Genomic DNA, 17,637 nt, shown 5'->3' with positions numbered 1-17,637 from the left:
CCATGGAAAACAACCCATCATCGACTTTGTGCCCGGACGACCAGATGGCCGTGCTGGTAGAAACCATGCGATCCAGCGACGAAGCGGCGCTGCACGCGTTGAACAATGCGCTCGAGCGCTGGCCCGACGATTATCGTCTGTGGTTCCTGCGCGGCGCGGTTCATGCCGGATCGCAGCACTACGAGGCGGCCAGAAGCGATTTCAGCGCAGCACAGCGACTGACGCCCGATTTCCCGATCGCCGGCTTCATGCTGGGCTTTCTCCACTTGACTCATGGGCATGTCGATCGTGCAGTCGAAGCATGGGGGGCGCTCGATGCGCTGCCGGCGGACGATACGCTGCGCGTGCTGAAAACCGGCTTGCTGAATCTTGCTGGCGACCGCTTCGCGCTAGCCAGCGAACAGTTGCGAGCGGGCATTGCATCGAATACGAAATACCCACTGATCAATCGCTATATTGTTGACGTGCTACAGCATGTCGAGTCGATCGTCGGTTCGTCGCCAGCCGATCACGCGCCATCCGAAAAGACGGGTATCCTTCCGGAAATTGATCCGGCGTTTTCGACGTCCCGCTGACAGGCTTTTCCATTGCCATGATTTCCCGTACCACGCTCGACCAACTCACCGAGATACTGCGCAGCGAGCTCGACAAGAAGGCGCGCGCGCGAGCAGGCGCCGCAGACGCGACGTCGGCCGGCAGTACGACTTCCAAAGTCGAGCCGCGCCCGTTGGGCGAAACGCTCCGGGCTCATATCGACCAGTTGCTCGCGGCGGGCGTGACGGACGAGTTCCAGTTGACGCGCGCCGCGGTCGAGCATGTGTTGCACCGGCAATTCGGCGACGAGCAGGTCAACGATCCGACGTTTCAGTCGATTGCGAACCGGGTGGCGCAAGCCATTCTCGAAGACGGAAATCTCAGGGACGATCTGATGGCTGCCTTTGCCCTTCGCAAATAACGCTCGTTGAACTGAGCCAACGCACATCACCGGGGCTAACGTGACAAGCGACCACACCGTGCTCGACAGCGCATACGAGATCTATCTCCGCGACAAATCCGCGAGCGCCGGACTCGCGCTGTGCCGGACACTCAGGCTTTCCGGTCACGCAGAAGAAGCCATACGGGTGTTGAAAGAACTGGCGGACCGTGTTGAAGATCCGTTTTTTCGCGCACAGATCGGTATCGACATGAACCTTCTCGGCCTTTTTTCCCAGGCCGAAGCCCTATTGAGTCAATCACTATCGGTACTTCACCACGAACCTGATCGGCGAGCCTTGACAGCCGAACTTCTGGTCTCGCAGTACGCTCAAGGCCGATTTCGCGAAGCCCACACGCTTAATCGGCGCTCGCGCGATGCATGGGGGCGAGCTGGTGTAGTTTCAAATATTTTTTCGACTCATACCAGCGAGTATCAGCGGATTGTCAAAAAACTGCTTCGATGCGACGAATCCGTCGCCGGGAAGCGTGTCCTCATCATCCATGAGGGCGGCCTTGGCGATGTGATCATGTTCTCCCGGTACCTGCACTTGTTACGGGATGAAGGTGCGGCGGCTATCGTATTACAGGCACCAGCCATATTGGCGCCGATATTCGCCACCTACGACTGGATCACACTTGTCGAGAACGCCGGCGATGCCATTGACCAAAGCGATTGCATCATCTGTACCTTTGATCTCTTTGTCCGGTATCAAAAAACGCCCTACTTCCCAAGCTGGACGGAATCATACGTACAGGCGCCGGCTGGACGAGAAATGCCGACGCTGGCGGCTGACACTTTCCGCAACCGACGCGATGGTGTTCGCGAGATCGGCTTGATCTGGCGCAGCAATACTGCAGTGCGTCATGAACCGTACCGGTCGATCTCGCTGGCGCAACTCGCACCGCTGTTCAGTTCTTCGGAATGTCGTTTTCATGCACTACAGTTCGGCAAGATCACCGACGAGGAGCATGCGTTGCTGGGTCAACACGGCATCGGCATCCTCGGTAACGAGCTGCGCGATCTTGGCGATACGGCCGTCATTCTCAATGAGCTGGATCTATTGATCACGGTAGATACGGGGCCGGCCCACCTGGCTGGGGCGCTGGGGCGGCCAGTATGGGTGTTGCTGTCGGCGGCATGCGACGAGCGCTGGTACAACAGCCATCGTGATACGCCGTGGTATAGGTCCATGCAGCTATATCGACAAGCGACATTGGGCGATTGGAGCAGACCGATAGCAGAGATGGCAGATGCGCTGGCTGGCAATCACGCACTAAGGTGATCGCTCGCGGGGCGGGAATCGCGTTGATACACCGCCTCGACGGCGATTTTTGTTCGTCAGTCCACTCGCACTTTGGACCAACACCAGATTTACGCAGCAAACGGGACCGGCGACGGCGCGACGGCCGGCGCCGGAATGCGGCAATTGCCGGCGTCAGTGGCAGCCGTCACGAACGACGAACATCGCGTCATTGCCGACGACTGGCTGCGCCGCGCGATCACCGGAATTCGCGTAATGCTCCTCGATGACGACGAACGGCGACGCGTCGCCAAGCATCTCTTCTGAGATTCGAGCCCAGAGACAACAACGCCTGCGTAAGCGGGCGTTGGTTCCTCAAAGACTAATCTTTAAAGCCCGCAAACGGCCCAAAGAACACCACTCCTTGCTGAACTAGAGACGGCAACTCCTCGGGCGACGGAAAGAAATCTGGACAATCCGACCAAACGCTTTCCACATAGGTACTCCACGAGTCCACAGGAATCTCGCGCACATTTCCTACGACAGTATCGAATATGTAGTGCATCTGAGCAGCGGCAAGTACCCCCTTCTTCACCGCAGCCTCATAACCCGATGCACTTGCGTAGCACACAACAAGTGCTCCATCGATTCCTTCCGGCATATCACAGCCATCGCCTCGCAATAGCCGCATCTGAAACTCAAACAGGTGGTTCTTCATGCTCCGCCTTGGTTAATATTGCCTTCCCGTTCCAGGAACGATGACGTTCCGCAATTGCTCAATCTGCTCTCGACTAAGCCCGAATTGATTGCTCGCCTTCGTTGGATCCGCAATCACTGGCTTGCCCGGGTTCAGGGGCCGCTTTGCTTCCTCGACTGCAGAAGCCCTCAATTGCTGTACAAACGATTTCGGCACTTCGAATGACTTGATCGTGTTGTCAGGGAACTGTTGAAGTCTCTGGGCCAAGAATTCCTGAGCACGAGCCTCGTCCCCGAAATTCAAGTAGAGATTCCGCTCATCGCCTCGCCCCTTGTTGGCTAGTACCGGCGGAATCGTGACGCTGCCAGTTGCCTCATCAATAAACAATCGACGATTTCCTGCTCCCTCAACACGATAGACCGTCACGGTACTTGGGCCGCTCGCGGCACCTCGCCCAAGGAGAAGCCCAACCCCAAACTCAGCATAGCTCGATGCCCCCGAGTTGTAGGGAATTTTTGCTCCATTCAGGAAGGGAACATAATCCGGCGTGCCAGGCAATGCGCCGCCCAGCAGGTTGACCCCTCCCTCAATCGTGTTCAGTGCAAGGTTGATCGGCAGCTTCGGAACATCGGCAAACCATGAACTCCCGAGATCGAATTGCGCTCGGCCAGCAGTACTGTTCCCGAAACGATCAAAGCCGCCGCGTACGTCCGTGGACAGACGTCGCTGCGCATCCCACACATATTTCAGCGCATCGGCGTCGCTTCCTGCCAAACCGAGCGAACCACCGTTGCGGTTCGCGAGATCGGGGTTCGCAGTGTAGCCAAATGCGTCAGCACGCCCCAATGGGCTTGGAGTAGAGAATCCCGCAGACAGGCCATACAGCGTCGACGCGCTGCTGTAGGTTGTCGGCGTTGTATCGACCAGCCCACCGTACGCGCCATACATCAAGGCGGCATTGCTGTACGTCGACTCCGGTGCGATGAACCCACTACCAACTCCGCCCAACCCACCCGGCAGAATTTGGTCGTTGACGGCGGCGATCGCGTCCTGCGCGCGCTGCGTAGTTTTGTCGACGGAGGCTGCCTGCACATTGCTGGCCACCATGTTGCCGACCGTGCTCGCCACCGCATCCGCCGCAATTGCCCCGATGTTGCGCCCCAAACTTCCGCCACGAACCAGCGTGCTCGCAACACCAGCGCTCAATCCGCCGGTTACGCCGCTGGCAAATCGCGCCATGGCCGTGCTGGCACCAGCCCCGATCGCTACTTTTCCGACCTGCTCGCCTACCCCGTATCCTACACCCGATGCAATCGCGCTGGCCGCCACACCCTTCCAGTCAAAGCGATCCTGTAGTCCGGTTACAACCCCGATACCTTGCGTTGCCACCGATCTCATGGCGCCTTGAGCTGCCGCGCTCAACGCATTCGCCGGCGCGCCCACTGCCGCTCCAATACCTGCGGTCAAACCCGCCGCTACCGCCCCTAACGTGATGCTGTTCAAATTCAAACCGTGCTGCTCGCCGGCCGCGATCATCACGCCTTGCGATGCTAGCGCGCCCGCAGCGCCGCCAATTGCTGCGGCTCCGAAACCAGCAGCACCCAACGAACCCGTCAGGGCGCTGACACCGGTTGTGAATAGCCCTCCGGTGGCTGTCGCGCCCAACGCCGGCGCCGCGGCCCCTGCTGTTATCACCGTTGCCACGGCGGCGACGACGATCGCTATGATCGGCATGAATCCGCCGCACCCGCTCGGTCCCGGCGGAGGTGGCGGCGCCGGCAGCGTCGGCTGCGTATTGCCGATCGCCAGCCCCGGATCGTACGGCTTGAACGTCGTCGACGTGTTGTGGACGTTCGTCACCTTGTTCGGCACAGTCAGCAGTTGGCCGGCCCGCAGCTCGTCCGTACTCTTCAGACCATTCGCGTCCGCCAGGATGTACCACAGGCTCGAATCGCCCCACAGCGCCGACGCAACCGACTTCAGCGTATCTCCTGCACGCACCGTCCACTGGCCCGCGCTTGCCGCCGGATATGTGCCGTTGATCGCCATGTAGTTCTCGTCGAAGTCGGCGGCACTGATCGGCGTGAAGACCCGATACTGGTTCTCGTTGCCCTTGCCCAGCTTGCCGGCAAGTTCCTGCATGTAGTCGATCTGGTCGATCCCGTCGTTGCCCTGGTTACCAACCCGGTTGCCGTTCAGGTAGTAATAGTTGTGCTTGCGGTCGCCCGCCGCCCCGTTGATTCGTCCATTTGCATCCACCGTGACGCCAGTCAGCTCGTCGCGCCGCTGCACCTGGCCGCGCAGGTCAGTCCAGTACTGGAACGCACGCGCCTTGCCCGGATCGTTCCCGCCGTCGTCGTACGTGCTCTTCAGGTTGCCGTTCACGTCGTAGTTGAAGTACGACGTTGCCGGACGCCAGCCCGGTGCATTCGGATTCGACGCCTGTACGGTCACGCGCGATTGCTTCGCGCTGTCCCACCACTCGTATGCATACGTGGAAGTCGTACGCGTCTCGCTGGAGTCGTCCGGCGTCGTCTCAACCCTCGTCAACGTGCCATCCGCCATGCGCGAATATGCGGTCGTCGCACGATGCAGCGCGTCGCGCTCCTGCGTGATCATCCCGTCCGCGTCCCAGGTGCGGTCGATTCCGGTGACCTGCTGCCCCGTCTTCGCGTCGCGTTCGACGAATCCCGTCACGCGGCCCAGCAGGTCGTTCTTGCGCTCCTGCACGATGATGTCGTTGACGCTCTGCGTTGTCAGGTAGCCGTTCGCATCGTACGTATAACGTTCGGTGCGGCCATCCTTCGCATACGCAGCCAGCACGCGCTCCCCCGCCGCGTTGTAGCCGAGTTGCACGCCATCGCCGCCGAGTGCTCCCTTCACGATCGAAACGCTCGTGTCGTTCGGATCGGTTGCACGCGCACCCGACAAACTACCCATCGACACCGTGAAGCGGTTCAACGCATCGTATTCGTACCAGTACTCCTGCTCACGATCGTGATATCCAACCATGTCGGTGTACTTCGCGAGCATGTGCCGACGATTACCTACCGCGTCGTACTCGTAATAGACCTTGTACGCGTCGTCCTCGATCGCCGTCACCCGGTTCAGCGCGTCATACTTGACTCGCGACTGCGCGAACACGTAGACGTCGCCGAAGTTTGAGAAATACTCCGCCGTCCGGTTGCCGTCGCCATCGTATTCGTACAATGACTGTGTCTTCGTCGCGTTATCCTGGATCGAGCGCACCAGCCCGTTCGAGTAATACGTATAGTCAACATCCTGTCCGCTCGAGCCAGACTGCTTGGCAAGCAGCCCCGCCCAGTTGTACGCATACTGGAACACGTGCCCACCGAGGTCCGTGTGCTTCATCAGACGCCCGAACTGATCGTTCTCGTCGACCGTTGTCATGCCGTTTGAGTTGGTCGTCGTGCGGATCCATCCGCCGGCGGTCGCCGTCCCGGCCGAGCCCATGCTTGTGGCCCACTTGTAGTCGTATTTCACTTCACGACCCGCCGCACTGATCGTTTTGACGACCCGACCATCGACATCGTAAAAGGTGCGCTCACGGTTACCCAGTGCATCCGTATGCGCGATGCGCCGGTCCAGCGAATCGTATTCGTAGCGGTCAATGCTCCGCTGACCGTCGACCAGTGCCGGCCGATCGACTTCGATCAGGCGGTCCATCTTGTCGTAGCGATAGTCGGTGCGCCGCCCCAGCTCATCGATCGACGTTCGCAGGTGGCCAAACACGTCGTACTGCATCGTCTTATTGAACCCCAGCGCGTCCCACGTCCGGGCCACCGCGGCCTTGGATGCCCCGTAGTTCCACTGCTGCGTGGTCAGGTTGCCGTTGGCATCCTTCAACCCGACCAGGTTACCGGTGAGGTCGTAGTAGAACCGCGTCTCTGGTTCGACTTCCACCTGCGCACCATTCGCGAGCGTCACGCTGACCTTCGGCTCGTGCTTGAGCGTCAGATTCCCCATCGTGTTGTAGAAGGAAGTCGTCCAGTTGCCGCGGCCGTCTCGCTCGGCCGACACCTCGCGGAATGCGTTGTGCTGCTGCAGCCGGTCGATCGTCATGTCCTTCGCCGTTTCCTCGATCACGCCCACGATGTCAACGTTCGTCACCGGGTTGTTGCGCGTGCCGGTCAGGAAATAGCTCTGGCGCTCGGTCAGGACATCACCGTTCGTATCCTTGGCGAGATAGCGGTATTCGAACTCCGTGCGCGTTGGCAGCGCCGATGCATCGAACAGAAAGCGTCCCAGCGCGTCGCGCGTCAGCGTCACTTCGGTGAAAGGACGATCGAACACCTGGTCTTTTGCCGTGGACTGACGGTAGTACAGCGTAACTGTATTGACGTTCGTAAGCGGCTGACCGTCGGAACCGACCGGTTTGAACTCGAAAATGCTCGGGCGCTCGCTGCCCGTCAACGTGACCTGCGTATTGCCAAGTGAGCCGACGGTGATGTCGCCGGCGCCCATCGCCAGCGGTATGCCCGCCGCGTCGTAGGCGGTGTATTTGATCGAATAGGCATACGACTGGCCCGGTTGCGGGATCAAGCCACCCGACTGGACGTCCCAGGTGAACTCGCCATTACCCGTGCGCGTGATGCGCGAATAGCGTGTCGTCCCGTCCTGCACCCACGACACCATGATGTAATCGGTGTCGGCCGGTTGTGCGTGGAAAACGATCGTCGATTTCAGGTCGGCGAGATAGTTCGTGCTGAACGAAGGCGAGCCGTTTCCTCCCGGCAATCCGACCGAACTCAGCAGGGCGTCAAGCTTCTGGCCTGCTGCGTTGTACAGGTCGAATTCCACATCCAGGTTGCCCGGCGCGTATCCCGACAGATCGACCGAGAACGCACCCGTGGCCGGATCGCGCCAAAGCGTTCGTTCCTCATTCCATGTGGTGCCGCCCTGCGGGCGCGTCTTCACGACGACGTGGTCGGCCAGATGCAACGCGGAATCGCGGGCTGAATAGAGGTTCAGGGTTTGCGGCGACGTCCAGATGTAGCTGCCGGATGCATCGGCAAGGAAACCAGCACGGCTGCTTTCCTCGTAAGCGGGGATCGGCGAAGACGTTACGGTCGAGTTACCGCCGCGCGCGATATGTGCGTTATAGCCATCGCGGCGCAGCAACGTACCGGGCTCACGCCCGTCGCTGCCGTCCGATATGGCCATGAAGATCATTTCGTAATCGCCGTCCGGCAAATTGCCTACGTCGATCGTGTATGAACCGGGTTCGCTGTTGGGGTCCTTGCCGAGCGTCCGGAATGCTTCGGTGGACCCCGATGGACGGTAGTACAGCATCGCACGCGCACCCTGGGGCAGCGTGTGATTGGCCAGACTCAATCGATTGGATACCGACTGCAGCTCCTGCGACGAATTGAGGGCGTCCTGATCAGCCACTTTGGCCTGAACGTTGCCGTTGGATACCCACGCTTCATACAGGACGGCCCCCTTTTCCACCTTTCCGAGCAAACGTCGTTCGCCGGAGCCATTTTGCGGCTTGACATAGACTTCGATGGAGTAATCGAACTGGAGCGGTTTATTGGGATAGTCGCCGCTTGGCGTACCTATCCGGACGTAGCTATTGACCGGAAAGGTGACCTTACCCGACTGGTTGACCGCTGTTTGAACCGTTTGGGTCTGCGTGATGTCTACCGGATCGTGGTCTACCCCGGAAGGCCGTGATGTCCCGAGGTTTTCGCCTTGCTCCCGATACGTCGCGACGACCTCGTACTGATAGGCTCCGTATACATCTTTCAGGTCAGGGAGATTGATGTCGAGGCTATATATCTCAATATAAGACGACACCAGGTTCCATGACACGCTGGCTGTAGCTGCGGCGCCCGCTGACGTAGTCAAGCTCACTTCCGCCGGTTCGGTGTACACCGGACCAGCAACTGGCCGATTCTGTTTTTCGATCCATCCACCGATACTCAGTTGCGTATTCGCAAAGATTCCGCCGTCGATCGGAATATCGACCGGGTGGAAGCTGATACGCGGGACACTGCCCGACGTCTTCGGCTGGCGAATCTGGATGACCTGATTACGTGCGTCGTAGCGCGTAAAGGTCTGCATCATGTCGGCCTTCTGGAGCAACTTCTCGAGATCGTCACCCGTCTTGATCGCGAATTCACGCAGATCGGTCTGCATTGACTCGACCTTCAGCGTCGCGTTCCCGTTGCGATCGTACATGTACAGATGCGAGATGCCGTCGTTGAAGTTCGTTCGAACAACGCGGCCAGCATTGTCGTAGTCCGTGTATTCCTGCCACTCGCCGCCTTGCTCGGAGAGTACCCCGTTTCCGTTCGTGCGCCGACCAATCAATTCACCGTACGCGTTATAACGCAACTCGGTCTGGATGCCTTGCTCCGAGCCGCTTTCCCGCCATGTTCCGCTGAATCGCTTGATTTCCCGGTTTTCCAAGTCGTAGCGGGTCCCGAACGAATAAAATTTTCCGGGTCCATCAGCCTCGACGTTACCGAAAGACGTACCCGTCACATTACCGGCCACGTCGTACGAGTAAATCGTCAGCGTCCCGTCCGCATACCACTTGCCATTGACTCGGCCACGAGCGTAAGTGTATGCAGTCTCCTCGTCCCCGCTGCTGTGCTGCCGGGTTTCCCGGGTGATATTGCCGAGACCGTCATACTGGTACACAGTCCGTGCGCGGGTTCGCTGTCCCTGGTAGTCGGTGAACTCCGGCAATATTTCCAGCGTGCGATGGCTGAGAACATCGTACCCGTAGTCATACTGATTGCCGTTGGCATCGATCTGCCTCAACAAATTGCCGTTGCCGTCGTATGCATAACGCGTTGTCGCCGCACCGACCTGTTGCGTCAGCTTGCCGTTGTCGTCAACCGTTGCAAACTGTACATTTTCACGCGTCTCGCTCGTCTTTCGGCCGTTGCGATCCCACGTGTAATCGGTAATCCGGTCATCCTCGCTGCGCGGCCACGCGTTGATCAGCGTGGCGCCGAGCGAGGGATTCGCCGTCACTGGGTCCGGATACGGCTTGGCGAACCGTATCTCCTGCGTCACGTCACCTCGCTCGTTCAGCGTATAGGCGATGCCGTATCCCTTTGCGTCGATCTCCAGCGTCTTCTTGCCGCTACCGTTGTAGAAGTACAGTGTGCGACCGCCGCCAGGATCCGTTTTGGAGATGACCGCGCCGCGTCCGTCGTATTCCCATTGAGTGACGAGCTCACTACCTGACGTGATGAAGTATTCGCCACGCTGGTCTTCACCGGCGCTCGGATCGAAATACCCGGTCGCGACGTTCATCACGCGCGACTGGACGAGGCGTCCGTCTGCGTCATAGACCATACGTGTTTCACGCACGCTGGTCGCATCGACCGGCGCCGGAGGCTGTGAACCTTGCGTAGCCTTCACCGGGTCCCCGAAGATCCGCGTACGTGTCGCGTTGCCAGCCGGGTCATACTCCCACAACGTGAGCGTGCCGCTCGGGCTGACTTGCCCCGTCTTGCGACCGGCAGCATCGTAGTACCACGTTGTGATCGCACCGTTGACGCCGACTTTCGATACAAGGTTGCCGCGCGCATCGTAGACCGATGTTTCGATTGCATCGGCCACGTTATAGTTGCCCAAATAGACGGACTGATAGGTCCTTACCTGACGGTCCAGAAGATCGTAGCCGTATTCGGTAATTCGTTCTTCGTCGAGCCCCTGCGCCTCCGTCATCTTGATGCGGTTGCCGCGCGAATCGTACTCGAAGCGGTTGATGACAGTCTGGTCTTTCGACAGCACCGGCAACGTCTCCGACGTCATCCGGCCCAGATGGTCGTACGTATACTTGAACGTACCACCCAGCTTGTTCGTATAGCTCGTGCGATTGCCGAGCCCGTCATACCCGTAGGTTTCGAAATACCCTTCCGCATCCGTCGACTTGACCACGCGACCGAGCTTGTCGTACGCCATGCGAGTGACGGCATCTGCCGGATCGCCGGCCGGCAGCACCTGCGACAGATCCGACTTCCAGCCGTCGCGTTTCCACGCGTCATCGACTGCACCCGCGCGTGCGAGCCGATAATCTGTCACTTGTGACACGTTGCCGAACGCATCGTATTGCGTGCCGACCACCCAGTTCTCCGGGCTGACCTGCGCAACGACCCGGTTGAGCTTGTCGTAGAACGACACCGTCGTGGCCGACAGAGGATCGGTCATCGTCACCTGATTGCCGAACGCGTCGTACTGATAACGCGTCACGTTGTGCAGCGCGTCCGCCTTCTCGCTCACGCGACCGGCGGCGTCGTAGCTCTGGGTACTGGTGTAAGCCTGCAACAGCGCAAGCTTCTGGTCCGCGTTCAGCGCGGCCGCCGCCAGCGCCGTGCCGGCGCCATCCACAAGGCCTCGCGCACCGCGCTCCGCCAACGCCCAGGCAGTATCCTGTTCGGCGAGTTCGACACCACGTGGGTCGGTCGCCGCAATTTGCCGGCCGAGTGCGTCATACGCATAGCGGGTCGTGCTGGCGACGGCCGTACCGTATGCCAGCGTCTTCGCGATCAGGTTGCCTGCAAGGTCATAGACGGCATGTGTCGTCGATGCGTCGCTCGTGCCGGCGGCCACTGTCGTATCGATCGCCCTGCCGAGCGGGTCGAGCGTATAGCTGGTTTTGACGCCCAGTGCGTTGGTCATCTCGATCAGCCGACCGGCGCCGTCGTAGCGATAGGCCGTGACCGCAGCCTGATCGAGCGACTCGGACCTCAACGCCAGCCACGCGTCGTAGGTTGTCTTGTAGCTCGCTGCTTCCGGATGAGCACGTGCGTAACGGATCGTCTTCGCGAGACGGCCCGCGTTGTCGTACTGGTTCTCCGTAGCGTAGCCTTCGGCATCCACCGTGTACACCGGTCGGCTCGCGTCGTCATAGAACCACCGGGTTTCGCGCGCAGTGTTCTGTGCGCCTTGGGCGTCCCACGAGTTCAGCAGATCCGAGAAGGTGGCGTAATTCGGATTGTCGCTGCCGGTATACGGTGTCGCGTAAGACTTCGAGTCGACAAGCTGATCGATAGCGTTGTACGAATTTCGTGTGACATAACCGGCGGCATCGATCGTTGCGATCAGACGATGCTTGACGTCGTACACCATGCGCGTCACACGGTCGCCGGTTCGAACCTGCGCGTCGATCCGCGACAGTGCATTGCGAACGGTATCTTGCGACTCGCCGTCCGCAGTATCGATAAATCCCGCGTACGCGGTCTTGCGGATCACGTTGTTGCCAGCGTCGTACGTCAATTCAGTGACGGCGCCCGCCGCATCGACAGTAAAGCGCAGCCGACCGTCGGCATCGTAGACGTTCCGCCCAATCTCGTCCTGTTGCGATGCCGGCACCAGAGCGCGCAATTGCTCCGCCGTCAACTGGTCCGGCAAGGTTGCCAGCGCTGCCAACGTTGCATGCACGGTGCGTTTGACGATCCGCCCTTCGGCATCGCGGTCGATGACGATTACGGTGCCCGTCGGACCGACCGATCCGATCTCACGGCCCGCGGCATCGTAGACATGGTGCGTAACGCCACCCGCCGCATTGGTCTCGGACACCAGATTGCCGGCGGGGTCGTAGACGTAGTGCGTGGTCAGTCTCAGTCCGGCGGGATCGACTACCTGCTCGATCAGCCGGCCAGCGCCGTCGTAGGTGTTCTGCGTGGCCTTCGCGGCCGTGCTGTCCGCGCCCTCGGTCACCGTCAGAATCTGGCCCGTGCCGTCGTAGGCGAAGGTCGTCGTCAACTTCTGGCCGTTCGGATCGACGATCACCGTCATCTTTCGACCGTTCAGGTCGTAATGTGTGTCGGTCACCGTTCCGGACGGATCCGTTGTGCGGATCTGTTGCCCTTTCGCGTCGTATTCGTATCGTGTTACCAGTTCGACCGGGATCCACCCGTTCGGGCCACTTGTCGGCGCGCTTTGGTTGGTCCGCTCCTTGCGCGTCAGAACACGCCCAACTGCGTCATAGGTGTACTCGACGGACTTTCGGTCGCCCTCGTACTCCGTCAACACGTTTCCAGCGTGATCGCGAACGTATCCGTGGGACTGGGCCGTGTCATAGCCATTCAGCGTCCTGCTTTGGGAGCTGACGTTCTTCAACAGCCCATCGCGATCGTACTGATATTGAATTACATTCCCTTGTCCGTCGGTCACACTCTCGATCTGGCCATACTCGTTGTACTTTGTGGTTGTCACTACGCCCTCAGGCGTTTTGACGATCATCCACTGCATCTTCGAGCTGTAGCTGTACGTAGTCGTGTTGCCCAGACGATCGGTTTGCGTCAGTACGTTGTTGAACGCATCGTATGTCGTGCTGGTTCGACCGGACACGTCACGCGTACCGACAGTTCGCCCGTTTCGATCGTACTCCGTGACCCGCGACACCCCGTTCGCATCGACGGATTGCACCACACGGCCGAACGCATCGTAGACTGCCTTCGTGATCTGATTCAGGTAACCCGGGTCCGTCGCTTGCTGAATCTGATGTCCAACGCGATCGTAGTCGTACGTCGTGATTCGATGCGTATTGACGCCCACCTGTTGCGATTGCGATGTCACCTCACCGAACGTGTTGTACGCATACTCGGTGGTCGCACCCATCGCATCGGTGCGCTTCGTCAAGCGGCCCGCCGTACTGTAGTTGAAGGACGTGCGCGACGCATCGGCATTATCGAGTGCAGCAAGGGCAGTCGCCACATCATCCGTGAGGCGGCCACCCTGCAGCGTCTTGAGTACGTCGGCCGACAGCCGAACTGCGTAAGCAGTGGTTTGTGCTATATCTCCGAACGCGTCACGGTTGTGCGCGACAACTTCACCGGACGCGTTGATCGTCACCGCGAGATTGCCGTTCGCGTCGTAGTAGTAGAGCGTCTTGCGACCGTCCGCGTCGGTAGCAGATGTCCGCAGACCAGCCGCATCGTATGTGTAGGCTTCGTAGAACTCGTCACGCCGAAGCTGCGCGAGCATGGCGGTATCGCCGCTCTTTTCGTACAGGTCGATCAGCTCGAGTATCCGGCTGCCTTCTCCGGAATATTTCCGAACCACGCGGCCTTCTTCGTCGTAGCGATACGTCGTCGTGCGATTGAATGGGGCCTTGCCTTGCGTTTCGGTCAGCACGCGCCCCATCTTGTCGTAAGTGAAGCTAGACGTCTTGGATCCCATTACGCCATAGGTGACCTGCTCCAGCAGACGGCCCATCGCGTCGTACGCATAGGTCGTGCGTTCAAGGTCGCCCGGCGTTGATGCTGATGCGATCAGATCGGCTGCGTTGAGCGTGTAGCGAACACTGAACCATTGCGGGCCGTCGATGCCCATTAACGACGGCGTCGCAACCACCTGACTGAACACGTGATTGTCGAAGCTTGCACTACTTACCGTGACCGGGTTTTCTCTCCCTGAGCGGAATTCGACTGTATGACTTGCCAGCGGAATCGCATTGGGTACCGTCAACGTATAAGAGGTGTAATCCGACGCCGTCAGCGTTACCGTCCCTGCTTGCACGCCGTCCAGCCATACCTCGAGTTTTGCGCCGACCTGGCCGGACGCCTCGATCTTCACCGGCACCTGCTGCGGCTGACTCAACGCGCCCAACGCGACGCGCTGCCCCCGCACACGCTCGGTTACGTTGCCCTGAGCATCGTATTGATAGCGGGTGACGTACCCCTCACCATCTATTTCGGCTGCAAGCCACCCGCGTGCGTCGTAGACGAAGCGCGACGACATGTCCTGTGCGTTGGCGACTGGAATCAGGTCAGCAAGTTTGGGTACCTGCCCACCGGCGAAGGCCAGGCGAAGCGACTCGTTCACTGGCGTCGCATAGCGCACGATTTCAATGCGTTCGCCAGCAGCGTTATAGCGGTATTCCGTCAGATAACCTTGCGGGTCAAGCTCGCCGCGCAGCAGCCCGTCCTGGTCGTACAGGTAGCGTGTCGACCGATCCCGTGCCGGATCCGCCGGCGGAAGACCGGACGCCAGCACGGCAGCCGGATCGACGCGATTGGCGAATACCGTCTTGCCGGTCAAACGCCCAAAACCGTCATAGCTCAGTTGCGTCAACGTGCCATCGGCATCGACCGTGCGGTCGACCCACGCATTGTTCATTCTGAACAACCAGGTCGAGCGGTCCGCCGTGGTTGCGGCCGGCCGAAGTCCCGATGTTTCGAGGGTGAGCGCGCTTCCTGACGGTAACCGTTCGATCGCGCGTCCGGTGTTGTCAGACAACGTTGCGAGTTGCGCCGCGGTCAATCGCGTTGCGTACGTTACCGTCCTCGTCGGGAATGCGTAGGCCTTGTCGTAGACGTATTCGGTGAGCGTTCCGTCCGACGCTATCTCGGCAACCCGCTGGTTGCGGGCGTTGTACAAATAATGGGTACTCTGGCCATTCGCGTCGGTCGAAATCCGGAGCCTGCCGTCGGCGTCGTATCGATTCGTCGTCTTCGAAAGAAGACGACCTTGGACCGTATCGGTGGATGCGACGAGTTCGCCGGTCGCGTTCCAGACCGACGTACGCGTGAGGCCGTTGGCGAATGTCACCGAAACCGCGTGACCTGTATCGTCATACTGATACGTCGTCAGTGCACCATCGAAACTCACGGCACTCAACAACCGACCGAGGCCGTCGTAAGCGAATTGCTCAACCTGCTCCTGCCCCGACGGGCCAATGTAGCGCTGCAGCAGGCGCCCATGCGGATCGTAAACGTACCGCGTCTGGGATACCCCGCCAGACGTATCGCCCGTGCCATCGGTCAGCAAGTGCTCGTACCGCGTTTCGACCGCCACGTTACCGCGCCAGTCATAGGTCGAATCGATACGCAACGCATCTTGCCGACCACCGAGGCCGCTCACCCACGCATCGAGCGAACCGATGGACAGCGCCGTCGACTCAGCCAAACCGGCGACGTCGAACACCTCGCTGTTGTATCGGATTTCCGACACGCGCTGTCCGGCCGCGTTGTAGCGGTATTCCGTTACCCGGCCCTCGGCGGTCACTGTATAGCGCAGGTGTCCCACGGCATCGTACGCATAGCGCGTCGTCTGCGACATGAACTCGGGCCTGTCCATCGAACTCTTGACCGTCTCCGTCAGCAGCTCGTTACGCGGGCCGTAGGTACGCTCCACGCTCGTCCCGATATTACTTTCCAGAACCAGATTTCCTGCGGCGTCGTACTTGAGGTACGCGTTACCGAGCACCGTATCATTTTGGTTGCTCAGGTTTCCCTGGGTGTCGTAGTAGAAACTTGCCTCGCGACCTTCCCATTGCCCGTCGAGAGAAGGTGCTGTCCGAATATCAGTCAGCCGCCCGGACTCGTCCCATGACATCACCTGAGCGAAACCAAGCGGATCAATCACGGTCGTTTCGCGTTTCACGAGGTCGTAGCGCAGGCTCGTGACCCGTGAGGCACCGTTGTCGGCAAACTGAGCAATCGCCGAAACACGATATTCGCCATCGAGCAGCGCATACGCGAATTCCACCCGCGAGCCGTCCGTCTGCCCGATCGACGCTACCCGGTTGCTCGTGCCGTCATAGGTGTACGTCGTCGTAAACACGTTGCCGTCGGCAATGCTGTTGTCTTCAGGCGACAGATCGGTCACGACCTGCGACAGTCGCCCCTGCGCGTCGTATGCATAGCGCACCGTGGTCTCGGTCGCCGACTGCCCGTTCGCTTGCTGATAGACCGAACGCAGCGCCGAAAGCCGCCCGGCGGCGTCGTAGTCGAGATAAGTGACATCCCCGCCCGCCGTCGTGATCTGTGAGAGCTGACCCGAAGCGGTATAGCCGTACTTCACGGTGTTACCGTCGACGTCCCGGCTCGACACCAGCCGTCCGCCCTGTGCCGCGTCGTACGTTTCCGTCACATGCTGGGTACCATCGGTCCACGTCCAGCTGTTCGTGGCAGCATCGAACTGCAGGGTCGCACGCGGCCCCGTCGTCGTCACGGCCGTTGGTCCAGGCTGGTTTGCATTTCCGACGTTCGCGCCAACACCGGCAGTCGATACGTAGAGATTGCGCGTGGCATCGAACGCAAACTTCGTTTGCGAACCGTCCCAGTCGGTTAGCGTGATCGTGCTTCCGGCCTCATTCAGCGTGCCGGCCAGCCCATCCACGGTACGGGATGCCCCTTCACGCCAGTTGAGCTGCCCGAGGCTGTTGTACGCGCGGTACACGGCGCCGTTGATGCCCTGCCCCAACAGCAACTGATCGCGATCTTGCAGCATCAGGTTGCCATTCGCCGCGTTGACGTAGACCTGTTCGCCCATCTGGCCGAACGCGGCGTTACCCAGCACGCCTCTGTTGCCCAACGCCGTGGACGAAGATGATTGCAGACCCAGCCCTTGGCCCGTAACGATCGCTACCATGCGCTTGTTCTCCCGTATTCGATGTGGTGCCGTCTGGCCGGGTGGACCGGATTCGGCTTTCATGCGGGAGTTATCCGAAGCGTTGGAGATTCGTTTAGCCGATCGACCTGAAAGTTACACTTTGTTACATTTTCGGGGTCAAAGATCAGGACGCCGTCAGGCTGACGCCGATTCTGAGTGGGAGGTCATCTCAGGGCTCAGTCGTTTGCGTCCTACTCACGAGCACCAGCGCGCATCCTCGAAGCGCTCGCTGCCGGTTAAGCTCGACCGGTCGTTGCGTTGAGACCGTGTCAGCGCACGGTTGTGGCGTCGGCAAGCTCTCGTGTTTCAGCAGGTTCGATTGCCGATGACGCCGCCTGA

6 protein-coding genes are annotated in these 17,637 nt (G+C 60.0%); 4 read left to right on the top strand and 2 right to left on the bottom strand.

What is annotated here, in order from left to right; genetic code table 11:
* Positions 1-2 precede the first annotated feature (2 nt).
* The 4 genes from CFB43_RS35050 (at position 3) to CFB43_RS38215 (ending at position 2,543) form a co-directional block, all read left to right on the top strand.
* Positions 3-575, top strand: a complete 573-nt coding sequence (locus tag CFB43_RS35050) for a tetratricopeptide repeat protein (RefSeq protein ID WP_089498666.1) — start codon at positions 3-5, stop codon at positions 573-575.
* Positions 576-592: 17 nt separating this feature from the next.
* The gene (locus CFB43_RS35045; RefSeq protein WP_089498665.1) at positions 593-955 is read left to right on the top strand and encodes a hypothetical protein; all 363 of its coding nucleotides are present in this window, start codon (positions 593-595) and stop codon (positions 953-955) included.
* Positions 956-995: 40 nt separating this feature from the next.
* Positions 996-2,258 (top strand): glycosyltransferase family 9 protein, encoded by a 1,263-nt coding sequence (locus CFB43_RS38220; RefSeq protein WP_179254972.1) that lies wholly within the window; start codon positions 996-998, stop codon positions 2,256-2,258.
* A gap of 72 nt (positions 2,259-2,330) precedes the next feature.
* Entirely contained in the window at positions 2,331-2,543 is a 213-nt protein-coding gene (locus tag CFB43_RS38215; RefSeq protein WP_144023171.1) for a hypothetical protein, read from the top strand.
* A 55-nt stretch (positions 2,544-2,598) separates the two neighbouring features.
* On the opposite strand, the gene CFB43_RS38210 is transcribed toward CFB43_RS38215, so the two are convergent.
* Positions 2,599-2,934 carry a hypothetical protein gene (locus CFB43_RS38210; RefSeq protein WP_144023170.1) on the bottom strand — a complete coding sequence of 112 codons (336 nt, stop codon included), beginning with the start codon at positions 2,932-2,934 and terminating at the stop codon, positions 2,599-2,601.
* A gap of 12 nt (positions 2,935-2,946) precedes the next feature.
* Positions 2,947-17,340, bottom strand: a complete 14,394-nt coding sequence (locus CFB43_RS35035) for a LysM peptidoglycan-binding domain-containing protein (protein ID WP_089498663.1) — start codon at positions 17,338-17,340, stop codon at positions 2,947-2,949.
* Positions 17,341-17,637: the final 297 nt, after the last annotated feature.

The organism is Burkholderia sp. AU15512 (assembly GCF_002223325.1).
GTDB lineage: Bacteria > Pseudomonadota > Gammaproteobacteria > Burkholderiales > Burkholderiaceae > Burkholderia.
Note: the sequence above shows the minus strand (reverse complement) of the source record. Positions and strands in the feature narration are given on the sequence as shown.

Coding starts and splice junctions, on each gene's coding strand:
- CFB43_RS35035 (WP_089498663.1), bottom strand. CDS start 17,340: ATGAAAGCCGAATCCGGTCCACCCGGCCAGACGGCACCACATCGAATA.
- CFB43_RS38210 (WP_144023170.1), bottom strand. CDS start 2,934: ATGAAGAACCACCTGTTTGAGTTTCAGATGCGGCTATTGCGAGGCGAT.
- CFB43_RS35050 (WP_089498666.1), top strand. CDS start 3: ATGGAAAACAACCCATCATCGACTTTGTGCCCGGACGACCAGATGGCC.
- CFB43_RS35045 (WP_089498665.1), top strand. CDS start 593: ATGATTTCCCGTACCACGCTCGACCAACTCACCGAGATACTGCGCAGC.